The 13,469-nt window shown below is 71.7% G+C and carries 13 protein-coding genes; 5 read left to right on the top strand and 8 right to left on the bottom strand.

Annotation, left to right across the window (positions count from 1 at the left end; translation table 11 throughout):
- The first annotated feature begins 281 nt into the window (after window positions 1–281).
- On the top strand, window positions 282–1,010 hold the full coding sequence (locus ABGB10_RS02075; RefSeq protein ID WP_347659095.1) for a cellulose binding domain-containing protein: 729 nt from the start codon (window positions 282–284) through the stop codon (window positions 1,008–1,010).
- Window positions 1,011–1,064: 54 nt separating this feature from the next.
- Here ABGB10_RS02075 and ABGB10_RS02070 read toward each other — a convergent pair whose 3' ends face one another.
- From ABGB10_RS02070 to ABGB10_RS02060, 3 genes are all read right to left on the bottom strand, one after another.
- Window positions 1,065–1,862: an SAM-dependent methyltransferase gene (locus ABGB10_RS02070; RefSeq protein WP_347659094.1), complete on the bottom strand. Its 798-nt coding sequence runs from the start codon at window positions 1,860–1,862 to the stop codon at window positions 1,065–1,067.
- Window positions 1,863–2,319: 457 nt separating this feature from the next.
- A complete protein-coding gene (helR, locus tag ABGB10_RS02065; protein WP_347659093.1) occupies window positions 2,320–4,461 on the bottom strand; it encodes an RNA polymerase recycling motor ATPase HelR in 2,142 nt (713 codons plus the stop codon).
- 306 nt (window positions 4,462–4,767) lie between these two features.
- Complete coding sequence (locus ABGB10_RS02060; RefSeq protein ID WP_347659092.1) at window positions 4,768–5,148, bottom strand: YccF domain-containing protein; 381 nt, start codon at window positions 5,146–5,148, stop codon at window positions 4,768–4,770.
- 195 nt (window positions 5,149–5,343) lie between these two features.
- On the opposite strand from ABGB10_RS02060, the gene ABGB10_RS02055 reads away from it, so the two are divergent.
- Genes ABGB10_RS02055 through ABGB10_RS02040 form a run of 4 tightly spaced genes read left to right on the top strand, consistent with a single transcriptional unit; the run spans window position 5,344 to window position 7,744 of the window.
- The gene (locus ABGB10_RS02055; RefSeq protein ID WP_347659091.1) at window positions 5,344–5,664 is read left to right on the top strand and encodes a type VII secretion target; all 321 of its coding nucleotides are present in this window, start codon (window positions 5,344–5,346) and stop codon (window positions 5,662–5,664) included.
- 10 nt (window positions 5,665–5,674) lie between these two features.
- On the top strand, window positions 5,675–6,376 hold the full coding sequence (locus tag ABGB10_RS02050; protein ID WP_347659090.1) for a hypothetical protein: 702 nt from the start codon (window positions 5,675–5,677) through the stop codon (window positions 6,374–6,376).
- A gap of 7 nt (window positions 6,377–6,383) precedes the next feature.
- Complete coding sequence (locus tag ABGB10_RS02045; RefSeq protein ID WP_347659089.1) at window positions 6,384–7,145, top strand: EndoU domain-containing protein; 762 nt, start codon at window positions 6,384–6,386, stop codon at window positions 7,143–7,145.
- Window positions 7,142–7,744 (top strand): hypothetical protein, encoded by a 603-nt coding sequence (locus ABGB10_RS02040; RefSeq protein ID WP_347659088.1) that lies wholly within the window; start codon window positions 7,142–7,144, stop codon window positions 7,742–7,744. The genes ABGB10_RS02045 and ABGB10_RS02040 overlap by 4 nt, the downstream gene beginning before the upstream one ends.
- A 138-nt stretch (window positions 7,745–7,882) precedes the next feature.
- Here ABGB10_RS02040 and ABGB10_RS02035 read toward each other — a convergent pair whose 3' ends face one another.
- The 5 genes from ABGB10_RS02035 to ABGB10_RS02015 all read right to left on the bottom strand — a co-directional run bounded on the left by ABGB10_RS02035 (window position 7,883) and on the right by ABGB10_RS02015 (window position 13,466).
- Window positions 7,883–9,796, bottom strand: coding sequence for a glycerophosphodiester phosphodiesterase family protein (locus ABGB10_RS02035; RefSeq protein ID WP_347659087.1), 1,914 nt, complete (start codon window positions 9,794–9,796; stop codon window positions 7,883–7,885).
- 109 nt (window positions 9,797–9,905) lie between these two features.
- Window positions 9,906–10,646, bottom strand: coding sequence for a cellulose binding domain-containing protein (locus ABGB10_RS02030; protein WP_347659086.1), 741 nt, complete (start codon window positions 10,644–10,646; stop codon window positions 9,906–9,908).
- A gap of 75 nt (window positions 10,647–10,721) precedes the next feature.
- Window positions 10,722–11,102 (bottom strand): DUF742 domain-containing protein, encoded by a 381-nt coding sequence (locus ABGB10_RS02025; protein WP_347659085.1) that lies wholly within the window; start codon window positions 11,100–11,102, stop codon window positions 10,722–10,724.
- Window positions 11,080–11,529: a roadblock/LC7 domain-containing protein gene (locus tag ABGB10_RS02020; protein WP_347659084.1), complete on the bottom strand. Its 450-nt coding sequence runs from the start codon at window positions 11,527–11,529 to the stop codon at window positions 11,080–11,082. The genes ABGB10_RS02025 and ABGB10_RS02020 overlap by 23 nt, the downstream gene beginning before the upstream one ends.
- Window positions 11,526–13,466 carry a nitrate- and nitrite sensing domain-containing protein gene (locus ABGB10_RS02015; RefSeq protein ID WP_347659083.1) on the bottom strand — a complete coding sequence of 647 codons (1,941 nt, stop codon included), beginning with the start codon at window positions 13,464–13,466 and terminating at the stop codon, window positions 11,526–11,528. The genes ABGB10_RS02020 and ABGB10_RS02015 overlap by 4 nt, the downstream gene beginning before the upstream one ends.
- Between the last annotated feature and the right edge of the window lie 3 nt (window positions 13,467–13,469).

The following is a 13,469-nucleotide window of genomic DNA, read 5'->3' as shown; positions in this document are numbered from 1 at the left end:
ACCATCGCGAGGGTTGCGTCGTGGTGCCCGTCAGGATGTGCAGAGGCCACCCGCTCGGTCTTCCCGCGGCTGACGCGACTGCCTTGTATCGATGTTCGTCGACTGCCATGCTGTGGTTCGGTCGTGCTCGGGAGCCAGCGCGCACCACATCTTCTCCGGTCCACGGGGCGCACGAGGTGGCGATGCCATCCGTGCCGGGCAATCCTCGTCGACGGCCGGAGCCCCGAGCGCGGCACCGGCAGCCACCCTGGTCATCGGTGCCCGGCAACACGGAGGTACCGATGTTTCGCATGTTCCTCGCCGTAACGACCGTGGCGCTCGCCGTCTGGGGCGGGGCGAGCGGCACCACAGAGTCGACGCCCACGCCCACGGCCACGCCAACGCCCTCGCCGACGATCGCCTGCCCGCCGGCGTTGCCGATCACGGCCAACGTCACCGGGGTCACCACCACGAGCGTGACCATCTCGTACTCGATCTTCTTCCGCCCGCCCTGCGGCTACGACCCGCCGATGACCGTCAGCCTCTTCGCCAGCCGCGAGGACGCCCAACAGTGGCGGGCGCCGGTTGCCGTGGCCGTCTCCGGGCCGGAGCGCAACGGCTCGGTCACCGTCGACCGGCTGACACCCGACACGGAGTACTGGTACCGGTTCACCGACGTCGAGGGTCGGCGCGACCCGTACGTGCTCGCGTCGGCGCGGACCGCACCGCTGACGGCGTGCCGCGCGACGGCCACGATCGACGCGCGCTGGGGCAGCGGCTTCGTCGCCACGGTCACGGTCCGCAATACCGGAACCCAGCCACTGGACGGGTGGCGGGTGTCCTGGCGGTGGTCCGGTGACGAGCGCGTCCAGTCGGTCTGGGGTGGCGTGGCCGAGACGGTCGGTGTAGACGTCACGGTCCGCAACGCCTCCTACAACGGAACGCTGGCGCTGGACGGTGTCACGACGTTCGGTGTGCTGGTGGCGACCAGCTCGGTGCCCGACGGACTGACGGTGGGCTGCGCCCGCTGAACGACGGCGCCCCGCTTCCGCCGTGACGGCGGAGGCGGGGCGGCGTCCAGCGGGTCAGGGCTTGCGTGCCACGGCACCGTAGGCGTCGATGCCGGCGGCGTCGGCCTCCTCGGGTCGCCACAGGGGGATCGGCACCAGGCCCGGTTCCACCTTGGTCAGCCCGGCGAAGCAGGTGTCGAGGTCCTCCGGGCTGCGCAGGATGTACGGGACGCCGCCGCTCTGCGCCAGCCGTTCGGCGCCGGAGACCACCTCCGGGCTGGTGTCGGTGCCGTCCCAGAGCACGAGGTAGCTGCCGGAGGGCATCGCGGCCATCGTCCGCTCGACGATCGAGCGCACCACGTCGAGGTCGGGCTCGTAGCCCATGACGCCCATGAACATCACCGCGATGGGCTGGCCGAAGTCGAGCGTCTGCGCCGCCTCGGCGAGGATCTTCTCCGGGTCGTGGTAGTCGGCGGGCACGTAGGTGGTGACGCCCTCGGTGGTCGTGTTGGCCAGCAGCGCCCGAGCGTGCACCAGCACCATCGGGTCGTTGTCGACGTAGACGATCCGCGCGTCCGGCGCGATCCCCTGGGCGACCGCATGGGTGTTCTGCATGGTGGGCAGGCCGGTGCCGATGTCCAGGAACTGCCGGACGCCCGCCTCGCCGGCGAGGTAACGGACGGCCCGCACCAGGAACACACGGGACTGCTGCGCCATGACGACGATCTCCGGGTAGACCTCGGCCACGGCGTCGCCGGCCGCCCGGTCGGACTGGAAGTTGTCCTTCCCGCCCATCCAGTAGTTCCAGATCCGCGCCGCGTGCGGCACGTCGGGCTGAAGCTTCGCGGCGAGTTCGGCGTCCGGACCGGCCATGCCAGGCTCCTATCGAGGGGTCGAGAGCTGGAGGTCACCACTGAGGTGTGAGCGGGATCGTACTCCGGCTTCGTCCACTGTCGACGGCAGGTGGACGGCTGTCGGATACCGCACGGGACCGGAGGGCTCGAAATTTCGACGGTGGTGGCCACGCCTGCCGCACCGCGATGCGGCCGTCACCGTCGGACCACCCCGTTCTGGTACGCCCACACCACGGTCTGCAAGCGGTCCTCGTAGAGGGCGGGGGAGTCCGCCAGCGGGCCCGGCTCGAACCGCAACCGGTCGCCGCAGGCGACGCTGACCGTCGCGGGCGGGGAAGCGAGAGCGCATGGTCTGCCAGGGCCTTCCCAGCGGAACGGGTGTCCGAGCAGGTCCGTACGGCGTCACCCGGTGCCTGGTTCCAGCCTGTTCGAGCGATCCGCGTAGTTCGTGCGTTGATCTGCGGGTCTGCCCCCGATCAGCGGACATCGCTCGTCAGGAGTACGAGTTGCCGGGTGGCCCGGGTCATCGCCACGTAGCGGTCGACCGCGCCTTCGATGCCGGTGCCGAGCGTTTCCGGATCGACGAGGACGACGAGGTCGAACTCCAGGCCCTTGGCCTGCTCCGGGCTCAGTGACCGGACGCGCGACGTCGGCGGGAACGTCGGGTCGCCGATCACACAGGCGATCCCGTCGGTGTGCGCGGCGAGCCAGGTGTCGAGGATCGACCTCAGCTCGGACACCGATCCCCGGACGACGGGCAGCCCGTTGCCACGGATGGAGGTCGGCACGTTGGCGTCCGGCAGCACGGCCCGGATGACCGGCTCGGCCACCGCCATGACCTCTGCCGGCGTCCGGTAGTTGATGGTCAGCGTGGCCAGGGTGATCCGGTCGAGCCCGACCCGTCGGAGTCGTTCCTGCCACGACTCGGTGAACCCTTGTCGGGCCTGGGCCCGGTCGCCGACGATGGTGAAACTGCGCGACGGGCAGCGTGCCAGCAGCATCTGCCACTGGGCGTCGGTCAGTTCCTGCGCCTCGTCCACGACGATGTGCGCGAACGGGCCGGCGAGCAGGTCCGGGTCGGCGTCCGGCAGTGCGGAGCTGTCGACCAGGACCTCGCGCAGGTCCGGTTGGCGCAGCATCGTCAACAGGCCCTCACCGTCGTCGTAGGCGTCGGCGGCGAGCAGTTCGTCGACGACCCGGGCCATGTGCTCACGTTCCACGGCGGCGGCGGGGTCGTGCCGACGTTTGCGACCCTTCCCCTCCGGGTCGCCGAGCCGTTGCCGTGCCGCGTCCAGGAACGGCAGGTCGGACACGGTCCAGGCCCGGGCGTCCTCGCGTTGCAGCGTGCCGACCTCCTCGGGGTTGAGCCACGGCGCGCACCGACGCAGGTACGCGGGCACCGACCACAGGTCACCGACGAGGTCGGCCGCGTCGAGCACCGGCCAGGCGCGGTTGAAGGTCGCCCGCAGCGTCTGGTTGCGCAGCAGTGCGGCCCGGAGCACATCGTCCGGCTCGTCGCCGTCGTACCTGTCGACGAGGATCGTGAGCAACTCCTCCCAGATCTCGTCGCGTGCCTCGTTGTGCGGGGTGCCCGGCCCCGGCGCCTGGAACGCGTCGGCCCAGTCGTCGGCGCGCAACCGGATGTCGGCCTCGTCGGTCCTGATCGTCATCGGTTCGACCGGAGGGTCCTCGTAGAACCTGACCGCCGCGTCGATCACGTCGACCACGCGGGCGGAGGACTTCAGCCGCGCCACCTCCGGGTCGGTGTCGACGGTCGCCGTGGCCCCCTCGGGAACGAGGTCGCTCAGGGTGCAGGTCTGCACGTCCTCCTCTCCGAGGCTGGGCAGGACGTCGGCGACGTACGCCAGGTAGGGCTGGTGCGGCCCGACGAAGAGCACCCCACCCCGGCGCTGCCCGAGGCGCGGGTCGGAGTAGAGCAGGTAGGCGGTGCGGTGCAGGGCGACGACGGTCTTTCCGGTGCCCGGTCCGCCGTCCACGACGAGCGCCCCGGCCGACCCCGCGCGGATGATGGCGTCCTGGTCGGCCTGGATGGTGCTGAGCACGTCGCGCATCCGGCTCGACCGGGCGCTGCCCAGGCTGGCGATGAACGCGGACTGGTCGTCGAGCGCGGCGGCGTGGCCCACGAACCCGTCCGGGGTGAAGACCTCGTCCCAGTAGTCGCTGATCCGGCCTCGCGTCCACCGGTACCGGCGGCGGCTCGTGAGGCCCATGGGGTTGGCGTGGGTCGCACCGAAGAACGGCTCGGCCGCGGGAGAGCGCCAGTCGAGCAGCAACCGTCGACCCTCGCTGTCGGTGAGACCACGACGCCCGACGTACACCGGATCGGGGTTGCCCGCCTCGACCACGTGGCCCAGGCACAGGTCCAGCCCGAAGCGGCTGAGCGCACGCAGGCGGGCGCTCAGCCGGCGGACCTCCTCGTCCCGGTCCACCGCCTGCCGGCCCTTGCCGCCCGGGGCCCTGCGCGCGGTGTCGAGGCGGTCGGAGAGCTCGGCGGTCACCTGCGCGAGGCTCTCCGCCATGGCCGCGAAGTGCCGCTCGTCGCGGGCGATGAGCGCCGGGTCGGCCTTGGGAGAGAGGGAATCGGGGAGGTCGAACACGGAGGTAGGCAAGGAATCCAATTCATGACTTCCATTTCGGCAGAATCTGGCCTCGGCCGACGATTCTGCGTCAGGAACGGGGTCTTGCCGCAAGCCCCCCAGTGCGCTATACGTTAGGAGTGGAAGGGGTGCGTTGGTCCTCCTTCCCCGTCTGCTGGACGCGCCCGCGACCTCCCGCCGCAACGCCGACGCCTCCTCGTCGCTGTCCGCAGCGACCCATCGTGATCAGGTGAGGAAAAGTAGTTCCTGACCTACTTCCCTCACCTGAGCACGGGCGCGGGCCGGTCTGGACCGGCCCGCAGGGGGTCAGGGAGCGTCGACGACCTCACGCCCGAGGGGCCAGAACGCGGCCGGAACGAGCTTGAAGTTGGCGATGCCGAACGGGATCCCGATGATCGTGACGCAGAGGGCGATGCCGGCGAGGATGTGGGACAGCGCGAGCCACCAGCCGGCCAGTACCACCCAGAGGACGTTCGCCAACCCCGAGGCGACGCCCGCGCCGGGCTTGGGCACCAGGGTGCGGCCGAACGGCCACAGCGAGTAGACGGCGAGGCGTAGCGACGCGACGCCGAACGGGATGGTGACGACCAGGACGAAGCAGATGAGGGCGGCGAAGCCGTACCCGACCGCGAGCACGATGCCGCCGCCGAAGACGAGCCACAACACGTTCAGTACGAAGCGAATCACCACTCCAGCATGGGCGATCCTCGCCACCCGACGGCGCGGCACCCGGTCGCCCCCGCTCAGCGGGTGGCCAGCGGGCTGGTCCGGTCGAGGGGCTGGACGTGGGGTCACCTGGATGGACGGTGCTTGTTAGACTCCAGCACCGATGATCATGGTGCGGGGGCGCGGCGACGACCACCGAAGCTGGCGGTGATTTCGATGGAGGACGGCTTCGCGGTCGACGCGGAGGAGATCCGAGCCCACGCGCGCAACATCGACGCGCTGGCGGGGCGGTTCGCGGCGGTGAAGGCCGCCAGCGCGCACATCGCGCAGGACGACTCGGCGTACGGGTTGCTGTGCGGCTGGATCGCCGGGGTGCTGGAGAGCAAGCACGTTCGGCAGGACGAGTTGTTCGCCGGCGTCGAGGAGAACCTGACGCTGGCCGCCACCGGGCTGCGCCGCACCGCCGACGACTATGACGCGGTCGACGGGGACAACGCCAGCCTGATCACCAACGTCGGAAGCCAGTTGACCCCGTGAGGGCGACGCGATGACCGACATGTCGCTGGTCGCCGACGTCACGTCAACCCGGGAGGTCTGGACGGGCGCCTCCCTGGCCGACAGTGTCGAGGGCCTGGTCGACGCGATCAGGAGTGAGGGCTGGGTCGACGACCTGCTCGCGGGTGCCGCGTTCGGGCTGGACGCGGCGGTGACCGTGCTGGACCCGTTCAGCGCGCTGCTGGCCAACGGTCTGGGCTGGGCGATGGAATACTTCGAGCCGCTGCGGGACATGCTCGACAAGCTCACCGGCATGCCCGACGTGGTCGCCTCGCACGCCGCCACCTGGAACAACATGGCCGCCGAGCTGCACAGCATGGCCAACGACCTCCGGTCGCACCTGGATGGCGACCTGCCCGAGTGGTATGGGCAGGCCGCGGTGGCGTACCACAATCTGATGGATCACAACGTCGAGGCCCTCGGTGGGCTCGGCGCGGTCTCCGCCGCGCTGGCGGCGGCCACCGAGGGCGCGGGCAACCTGGTGGCCTTCACCCGCGACATCGTGCGCGACCTCATCGCCGACCTTGTGGCGCGCGTCGTCGTCTGGGCCGTCGAGGCCATCTTCGTCGTCACGATCCCGGTCATCGCCGCGCAGATCACGGCGGCTGTCGTCAAGTGGGCCGGGCGCATCCTGATGTACGTGGGCGCGCTGATCACCAGCCTGACCAACCTCACCCGCATCCTGAACGGATAAGGCGTCCATGGCGAAGCCCGGAAGACCCGGCGGCGGCAGCGGCGGCACGGGTGGCGGTGGCGGTGCGGGCAGACCCCCGAAGAGCTACGGCGGTATCAACGCCGGCAACGGCATCTCCAGCGCTCAGCAGGCCACCGGCCAGGCGACGCAGCAGGGCCATCCACCCGGTGTCGGCCAAGGGTCCACCACCACACCGCCGAGGCCGACCCGGCCCCCCGCTCCGACCACTCCGCCGACCGCCGGCGGCATCCATCACAGCGACGCGTCGAGGAAGCACATCCTCGAGGGCGACGGTGGTCGGCAGGGCGGTCACCTCGCGGGCACCGGCTTCTCCAACAAGACGGAGTTCCCGAAGAGCTGGGACGAGGCGAAGATCCTCGACGCCGCGCACCGGGTGACGCAGCAGGGGCCGCCGAACAAGGGGCCGTACCCGACCAAGGACGCGGACGGCAACCCGGCGTGGGCCTACGACTACGTCGGTGTCGTCGACGGGGTGCAGGTCAAGACGACAGTGCTCGCCGACGGCGAGATCCGCACCGCCTACCCGCCGGACAAGACCAACCCGGGCGTCATCAGCAACCCGCCGGCGCCGAACCCCGCTCCGCAGGGAATCCCGATGGGTAACCCGCCCCGATACAGTAATCCCGACGTCGGCGGCGACGGCAGTTGGACCTGGGAAGGTCCGAAGGGCAACAAGATCATCAGGGTGGTCCAGGACGACCAGGGCAACGTCACGCGGACCGAACTCGGCGACTACAAGAAGAAATGAACACCATGGATACGAAGACGTACGCGGCGGTCGCCGAGGTGTGCCGGCGGCTCGTGGGCCGGCTCTCCGACGACGTCCTCGGCACCGTCCGGGAGCAGTACGCAGCAGGTGAGCTGGACCTGGCCGACGCCACCCTCCTGCTCAGCCTGGCGTACGAGGGCGTCGGCGTCACGGCCGAGGAACGCGACCTGATGCGCACCTTCCTCGGCGAGCCCGACGGGCCCGACCTGGACGAGGTGCCGGTCGTGGCGCAGGTGCCGCCGCTGTCGTACCGGTTCAGCCCGAACGGCCCCGCGGACGCCCCGGACCCGGCCCCGGCCGACGCACTGCTCTCCGCCGACGCCCCGCTCCGGCACGGCCTCGCCCTGCACCGCGCCTGGCGTGCACCGCTCGACGGCGCACCCGAGGCGGGGACGTGGACGTACGTGTTGCAGGTGGCCGAGGGCACGGACGAGATGTCGACGTACTCGGGCGTGATGTCGACGCTGTGGGTGTCGTTGCGGCAGAAGTGGCCGGTGGAGGTCGTCGCCGTGGGCTCGCCGCGGACGCCCTACCAGGAGGCCGCGCTGGCCGGCGCCCGACCCGTCTGGCGCGCCTGACGGCGGAGCCCGCACCGGGGTCTGCTCGCCGCGACCATGGTGCAGTTCGGTGCCGACATCGGTGACCGTCCACTGAGGGGTTTCGCGCGACTGGTCCCCGCCGTCGGCTGCGACGGCGGGGACCGACGTGCGGGGGTGCTACCTCAGGGCGAGGGTGCGGGCGTCACCGGCGATGACGCCGGCGACCCCTGTCGGCACCAGCTTGCCGGCCTGCCGGTCGGCGTAGGTCGCCAGTTCGGCGTACTGGGCGTGGACCAGCTTGGTGGTCATCGCCGTGACGGCGCTCGGATCGGCTCCGGAGGTGAGGATCAGGTAGCCGAGGCCGGCCTGGCTCACCGTCACGGTGAAGGTGCTCGTCGCGGTGGCGGCACCCTCGGGCCCGGTCACCTGGGTGGAGATGGTGTGGCGACCCGCGGTCAGCTTGGTGAGGTCGAGCTTTCGCCCGGCGGCCGACTTCTTGCCGTCGAGCGTGACCGTGACGGTGTCCGCGTTGGTCGCGGCGACCGCGATCACCGGGGACTGCGCGCGGTCGAGCCGAGCCCCGTCTGCCGGCGAGGTGATCTCCACGGTCGGGTCGGCGGAGGGCCGCTGCAGGATCGCCGCGTTCCAGCCGACCAGCTCGGATGCCCGGTTGGTGATGATCGCGTCCGTGCCGATCCGTTCCAACCGCTGCCACAGGCCGGCCGAGTCCATCGTCCACGCCATCACGGCGACCCCGGCGGCGTGCAGCGGGGCGACGACCTCCGGCTTGGCCAGCAGCGCGTTGCCGTTCGGGTTGTACGCGGTCAGGTGCAGCTCCTTGGCGATCGCCACCGGGTCGGCGTCGAGGGTGCTGCGGAGCAGGCCCAACGGCAGTTCGGGGGCGAGTTCGTAGGTGTACCGCAGGGCGTCGACCTCGAAGCTCTGGACGAAGACCCGGCCCATCATCTGCTCGTCCCGGATCACCTGGATGATGGTGGCGACCTCGTCCCGGGTGTGCTTGCCCTTGATCTCCACGAGCAGGTTGCCGCCCCGGGTCCGCAGGTCGGCGAGCTGCTCGGCAAGTGTGGGCACCCGCTCGCCGACGTACTGCGGGCCGAACCAGGAGCCGGCGTCGAGAGCTTTGATCTGCGCGGCGGTCAGGTCCCGGATGTTGCCGGTGCCGTCGGTGGTCCGGTCGACGGTGCCGTCGTGCAGGATGAACGGGATGCCGTCCTTGCTCGGCTGGACGTCGTTCTCGATCCAGTCCGCACCGCCGCGACGCGCGATCTCCTGCGCGACGAGGGTGTTCTCCGGTGCGGCGGCGGACGCGCCCCGGTGGGCGATCACCGTGAACGGGCTGCCCTCGGGTCGCAGGTAGCCGTTCGCCGCCAGCTCGGTGACGGTGACGTCGTCGTACGACACGGTCGCGCCGTTGACGAAGAGCCCCTGCACGCCGTCGGTGGAGCGCTGGAGACTGTTCGTCCGCATCGCCTCCCGCCCGTCGAAGATCCAGCGGGCCTGGTTGCCGTGCACCTCGACGGCCACCCGGACGTCCCGGCCGGTGCCGGCGGCGTACGGGGCGGAGGCGGTGTTCGTCACGACCCAGGCGTTGCCCGTGGTGCGCTGGGCGAACTCGAGACCGTTGGCGGCGGTGGTGCCGCTGCGCATGGTGGCGATCCACCACGGGGTCGCGCCGTCGGCGGGGACGTCCATGCCGAGCGAGGCCCAGCGGGTCGCTGCGGAGACCGTCTCGAAGCGCATGGTCGCCTCGAGACGGAAGTCGTTCAGGTGCCGACCGAAGGTGATCTTGTTGTTCTCGCTGGAGCTGGCGGAGGTCCCGTACAGTCGGCCATTCTCGACCTTCCAGGTGCCGTCGACCGCGTTCCAACCGGCGGGCAGCGACCCGGACGAGAAACTCTCCGAGACGACGACGCTGCCCGGCCCGGCGGTGGCGGGCGACGAGGTCGCGACGGTGACCGCGGCACCGCCGGCGACGGCGAGCACGGCGACGGTGGCGGCGACCCGGGTACGCAGGGCGCCGAATCTCGACCCGGTGCGGTCGAGCGACGATGGTGCGGGTGGGACAGTCATGGTCGGAACGGTACGAAGCGTCTCCGAACCGATGATCAATCGGGCGTGGCTGTCGACGGAACGCTCGGTGTACCGCTCTCGATCCGCGTCGGGGTCCGGCCCGAGCCGGTCAGTGCGTCAGGCCGGTGCAGGCGGTCCCGTCGATGGCGCACGCCTCGGGGGCCGCACCCGCCGGTGAGCCGTTGACCCGGAACGTCACCCGGACCGACGCGCTGCCCGGCACCTGACCGGCGCTTCCGTCCGGCACGAACGTCCACACCGCGCCGTCGCGGCTGGCCCGTGCGCCCTCGACCGCACTGACGCGCAACGTCTCCCGGGGCAGGGTGACGGTCAGCGTCCACTGCGGCACCGACACCGTCCCGGGGTTGGTGATCGTCACGGCGGCGCCGTAACTGAGCAGTGCGTTGTCCGCGATGGAGAAGTCGGCGTTGAGGGCGGCCGGCGTGGGCGAGGTGCTCGCACCGGTCTGGGTGGGCCGCGCCGACGCCCCGACTGTCGGTGGGACCGCGGTGGCCGACGCCGACGGTGGGGGAGCGGGCACCGCCGGGCTGCTCGCCGCCGGCTGCGCCTGTGCTCGAGGAGTGCCCGGCGACGGCGTGCCCACCTGGTCGACGGACGGCGGCGCGTCGAGGGTCACCGGCGTCAGCTTCTCCGGCGTACGCAGCAGTCCGATGACGGAGACGGCCGTCAGGACCAGCACCCCGAGCGCCGCGATCGCGGCCACCCAGGTGGCCCGCGAGACGTCGTCCCGACCGGTGAGCACCCGCCGTGTGGCCGTGACGAGAGCCACGACCCGGTCCAGCAGGATGATCGCCACGGTACGGCGTGGTTGGGGTGGTGTTGCCGGCACTGCCTGTCTCCCCTTCGGTTTCGTCGCCGGATGCGCGCCCACGATCCGTGCGGGTCGCGGATGGCTTCGGCCCTGTCACAGACCGCGAAGCCCGACGAGGATCGCCTCGAGTAGATCCTCGGTCGGCAGCTCCGACAGCATCGGCGGGTCGTGCGTCTCGATCAGCCCGGCCGTGAGCAGGTCGCCGAGCAGCACCCGGACGGTCCCCAACGGGAGGTCCAGCTCGGCACCGACCTCGGCCACCGACACTGGATGGTGGCACAGCTCGACGAGCCGCGCCTGTTCAGGGAAGAGCGGCGCGGGCGGCGTGACCCCCCGGCGGGCGACGACCAGTGCGATCAGGTCGAACTGGCTGCCCGTGGGCGCGGTGCGCCCGCCGGTCATCGTGTAGGGCCGGGCTACGGGTCCCGCGTCGTCGTCGTACCACGCCTCGTCAGCGGTGCCGGTGCTGCGCACCTGTGTCCCCGATCGTCGCCGAGGAGGCGGGTCCCAGACGGATGGGCAGGTGCCGCTCGGCCTGCCCCACGAACAACGCCACCTCGTAGGCCATGTCACCGACCTCGACGTCGTCGCCGGCGATCCGCACGGTCAGGATGGTCCCGTTCGGAATGGTGGCGATAAAGAGGAACGCTCGCGACATCTGCACCACGACCTGACGCAGACCACCCCCGTCGCAGACCCGGGTGGCGGCCAGCCCCAACCCGATCAGGCCGGCGACCACACCGGAGATCTGCTCGACCAGTTCCGCCCCCACCCGCCGGGAGCCGCCCAGGGGCAGCCCGTCGGGGGAGAGCACCACGGCGAACTCCGCGCCGTGCACTCGGTCGACCAGGCGGTCGAGGGCGCCGGTCAGGCTGTCGTCGGTGACCACTGCGGACGTCATGGGTGTCTCCTTGCTGCTCTAGCGACCGGCATCTCGACCGTGTCGAGGCTGGTCCTGCCGTGTTCGGGGCCGGGCGGCCCGGTGTGGCGAACCCGTGTCGGCAGTTCACCGTCGCCGTTCGGGGCGGGCGGGTCGACGTCGTCGCGGGTGTGTGGGTAGGAGGTGTCGGGTGGTGCGGTGGCCGGTTCACGGCCGCTGTCGCGCGGGGTGACCAGCCCGGTCGGGAGGAGCACGATCGCGGCCGTCCCACCGCGCTGGCTGCGACGCAGCGCGACGTGGGCGCCACATCGTCCGGCCAGTACGGCGGCCGCGTACAGGCCCGCGAAACCCGGGGGAGGGCCGTCCGACGGTGGGCTGTCGAGCAGGCGGTTGGCCTCGGCCAACGCGGACGCGTCCAGGCCGGGCCCGTCGTCGACGACCAGGACCGCGCAGCCCTGCGGCCGGTGCTCGCCGGCGACCCGGACCGTGGTGTCCGTCGCGGAGTGGGCGAGGGCGTTCTCGATCAGCTCCGACAGCAGGTGGACGACGTCGGTGACGGCGGGGCCCGCGAGTGACCACGGCCAGTGCGGCGCGATGAGCACCCGGTGGTAGTCCGGCACCTCGGCGACCGCGCCGCGCGCCACGTCGAGCAGTGGCACTGGTCGCCGCCAGCGGCGGGCGGGCGTCGCCCCGGCGAGGGCGATCAGCTTCTCCACGTTGCGTCGGACCCGGGTGGTGAGGTGGTCGAGCTGGAACAGCTCGCTGGTCTCCTCTGTGGACCGCTCCCGGCGTTGCATCCCGTCCAGCAGGCTGAGCTGGTCGCGCAGCAGGGCCTGGTTGCGTCGGGTGAGCCGCAGGAACAGGTCGTGGTCGGCGCCGCCCGGCGTCGTCCCGCCGGCACCGGACGGCGCTGGGACCGGGACCGCGGCGTCGTCGTCCGGCCGGGCCGGTGCGTCGGTCAGGCGGCGGACGGTGTTCACCCAGCCCAGCAGGAGCACGAGCACGACGATGAGGCCGAGCCCGACCACTGCCCCGGTACGCGCGATCACCACGGCCGCGCCCGGCGCCGCCCGCTCGGCACTGCTGCGGGCGGTGGTCGTCACGAGTGTCTGCAACGCGCCGAGCGTGGCGTCCACGGCGGCCCGCCAGGTCTGGACGGTGACCCCGGTCAGGGTCGTGCCGGCGTCGCCCCGGAGTAGCGACTCCTCCAGAGCGAGCAGACTCGCGAAGTCGGGGCCGCCCACCAGACGCTGATACTCGCCCTGGTCGTCGGTGGGCAACCCGGCCGCCGCCTCGGTGCGCGCGTACCGCTGGCTGCTGACGAGTTCGGTCAGTTGGCGCCGCTCGTCGGCAGCGAGCCGCCCGGTGGTCAGGGCCGCGCTGACCAGGGTGTCCTCCCGGGCGAGCAACTCCCGGGCGCGGGCCAGCGCGATGACCGCGCGGGTGTCGGCGGCCAGCGCGCTCTCGTACGCGCCCCACTCCGGGCCGTACACCCGGAAGGCGACGTCGATGACCTGGTCGTACCCGTCGACCGCCTCGGCCAGGTCGAGACTCCCGGCGTCCACCTGGGAGCGGATCGTGCTCAGGCCGTCGAGTCGCCGGACGAGTTCGTCGGCCCGGTCACGGACGTCGCCGGCGCTGAGCAATCGAAGGTCGCGGCCCTCGGCGAACTCGCGGACGTCGGCGGTGGCCCGGTCGGTGCCCTCGCGTGCTCCGACGAGCGGGGCCGCTGCCGGCGCGGCTCTCGTGACCGTCTCGGCGGTCAGTCGACGTTCGGTCTGCAGGCCCTGGATCAGGCGGTCGACGGGCTGACCCAGGGTGTCCGCGAGGGCCCGCACCCGCAGCAGGTCCACCGCGTCCTGGGTGGCCACGTAGGCCGCGTACGACCAGAGGGAGAGCAGCACGGCGGCCAGCACGGCCAGCCTGACCCGGATCAGTCGCAGCTCGCTACGCGTCACGTT

It is taken from the genome of Micromonospora sp. B9E7 (genome assembly GCF_039871815.1).
Lineage (GTDB): Bacteria > Actinomycetota > Actinomycetes > Mycobacteriales > Micromonosporaceae > Micromonospora.
Note: the sequence above shows the minus strand (reverse complement) of the source record. Positions and strands in the feature narration are given on the sequence as shown.

What these genes read in the sequence shown, in the direction of transcription:
- ABGB10_RS02075 (WP_347659095.1), top strand. Translation starts at nt 282, where the DNA reads ATGTTTCGCATGTTCCTCGCCGTAACGACCGTGGCGCTCGCCGTCTGG.
- ABGB10_RS02070 (WP_347659094.1), bottom strand. Translation starts at nt 1,862, where the DNA reads ATGGCCGGTCCGGACGCCGAACTCGCCGCGAAGCTTCAGCCCGACGTG.
- ABGB10_RS02055 (WP_347659091.1), top strand. Translation starts at nt 5,344, where the DNA reads ATGGAGGACGGCTTCGCGGTCGACGCGGAGGAGATCCGAGCCCACGCG.
- ABGB10_RS02050 (WP_347659090.1), top strand. Translation starts at nt 5,675, where the DNA reads ATGACCGACATGTCGCTGGTCGCCGACGTCACGTCAACCCGGGAGGTC.
- ABGB10_RS02045 (WP_347659089.1), top strand. Translation starts at nt 6,384, where the DNA reads ATGGCGAAGCCCGGAAGACCCGGCGGCGGCAGCGGCGGCACGGGTGGC.
- ABGB10_RS02040 (WP_347659088.1), top strand. Translation starts at nt 7,142, where the DNA reads ATGAACACCATGGATACGAAGACGTACGCGGCGGTCGCCGAGGTGTGC.
- ABGB10_RS02035 (WP_347659087.1), bottom strand. Translation starts at nt 9,796, where the DNA reads ATGACTGTCCCACCCGCACCATCGTCGCTCGACCGCACCGGGTCGAGA.
- ABGB10_RS02020 (WP_347659084.1), bottom strand. Translation starts at nt 11,529, where the DNA reads ATGACGTCCGCAGTGGTCACCGACGACAGCCTGACCGGCGCCCTCGAC.